This is a genomic window from Brooklawnia sp. (assembly GCF_049651565.1).
Lineage (GTDB): Bacteria > Actinomycetota > Actinomycetes > Propionibacteriales > Propionibacteriaceae > Brooklawnia.
Genome location: NZ_JBASCI010000197.1, coordinates 1 through 1696, shown reverse-complemented (window position 1 = coordinate 1696; position 1696 = coordinate 1). Strand labels below are relative to the sequence as shown.

Genomic DNA, 1696 nt, shown 5'->3' with positions numbered 1-1696 from the left:
GGCCACGGTGCAGCAGCAACCGCCGGCGATCGGCACCCGGGTGCTGCGCGGCTGGCTGGTTGCCGGCGGTGTCGCCGAACCCGGCTACACCCACCTGCGGGCAGTGCTCGGGCTGGTCGACAACTGGCACGGCCAGCAGGGCGTCGACCTGCCAGGCGGACGACGGGTGACCCGGCGAGCCGGTTGCCTGGTGCTGGCCGAGGGCGGTGCCAGCCGGTTGTGGCACTAGAGTGTCCAGCGTGGACGCCTCCGATATCGCCGATGATCTCGCCCATGTGCTGTTGACCGCCGAGCAGGTGCAGGAACGGGTCAACAAGATCGCCCGCCAGATCGACCACGACTACGTCGGCCGCGAGCTGCTCATGGTCGGGGTGCTGAACGGCGCTATGATGGTCATGAGCGACCTGACCCGGGCCATGAAGTCGCACTGCAGCGTCGACTGGATGGCCATCTCGTCCTACGGCTCGGGGACGAAGAGCTCCGGCGTTGTGCGCATCCTCAAGGACCTCACCACCGACATCAACGGCCGCGACGTGATGATCGTCGAGGACATCATCGACACCGGCCTCACCCTGAGCTACCTGGTGCAGAACCTTCGCTCGCGCGGGCCGGCCAGCCTCGAGGTGATGACGATGTTCCGCAAGCCCGAGGCATTGACCGTCGAGGTGGACGTCAAGTACGTCGGCTTCGACATCCCCAACGAGTTCGTCGTCGGTTACGGCCTCGACTACGCCGGCCGCTACCGCAACCTGACCGACGTGGCGACGCTCGCCCCGCACGTCTACACCTAGCCCGCCACCTGCCGGGCGCCCCGGCCCACCGGATTCCTGGACGCCGGCCCCGTCCCGGGTCGAACCGATTCGGCGCAGCCGGGAGTCGCCCTCGATAGGATTGGGTGCCCGTGCGATCGAGAGGGGTCACGCAGATGAGGGAGCCGACGAGGAAACCCCGTCGCGCCAGCGATCCGACCGAGTCCATTGCGATCGTTGACCCCTACGAACCTCCGCCGCTCGAACCGCCGCCCGGCTATGACGCCGAGCGGATCGAGGCCGCGGTCCGCGAGTTCCTGCTCGGCATCGGTGAGGACCCGGATCGGGAGGGGCTGGCCGGCACCCCGCAGCGGGTCGCCCGGGCGTGCGCCGAGTTGTTCGCCGGCCTCGGCAAGGACGCCGGCCCGCTGCTCGCCACGACCTTCGACGTCTCGCACGACGAGATGGTGCTGGTCAAGGACATCGGCCTGCAGAGCTTCTGCGAGCACCACCTGCTGCCCTTCCACGGCGTGGCGCACATCGCCTACATCCCGCCCGCCAACGGCCGGGTGCCCGGTCTGAGCAAGATCGCCCGGCTGGTCGACGTCTTCGCCAAGCGGCCGCAGGTGCAGGAGCGCCTCACCACCCAGATCGCCGACGCGCTGGTCGAACACCTGAAGGTGCGCGGGGCGCTGGTGGTGGTCGATTGCGAGCACCAGTGCATGACCATGCGTGGGGTCCGGAAGCCCGGCAGCCGCACCACCACGTCGGCGGTGCGCGGCGTGATGCGCAACGCCGCTACCCGGGCCGAGGCGATGAGCCTGATCACGGGCTGACGTGTCGCGCACCCTGGTGATGGGGGTGGTCAACGTCACCCCCGACTCGTTCTCCGACGGCGGCCACTGGTTCGACGCCGACCGGGCGATCGAGCACGGGCTGGAGTTGCT

At 69.2% G+C, this 1696-nt stretch carries 4 protein-coding genes; all 4 read left to right on the top strand.

Translation table 11 applies throughout. From position 1 onward, the window contains the following. Positions 1-229: TilS substrate-binding domain-containing protein (locus tag WBL05_RS09355; protein ID WP_424225429.1), on the top strand; the 229-nt coding region annotated here is incomplete at its 5' end. Between the two features lie 10 nt (positions 230-239). After that, positions 240-791 (top strand): hypoxanthine phosphoribosyltransferase, encoded by a 552-nt coding sequence (gene hpt / locus WBL05_RS09350; RefSeq protein WP_424225428.1) that lies wholly within the window; start codon positions 240-242, stop codon positions 789-791. Positions 792-925: 134 nt separating this feature from the next. Then, complete coding sequence (gene folE, locus WBL05_RS09345; RefSeq protein ID WP_424225427.1) at positions 926-1585, top strand: GTP cyclohydrolase I FolE; 660 nt, start codon at positions 926-928, stop codon at positions 1583-1585. Between the two features lie 19 nt (positions 1586-1604). Further along, on the top strand, positions 1605-1696 hold a 92-nt coding region (locus tag WBL05_RS09340), incomplete at its 3' end, for a dihydropteroate synthase (protein ID WP_424225430.1).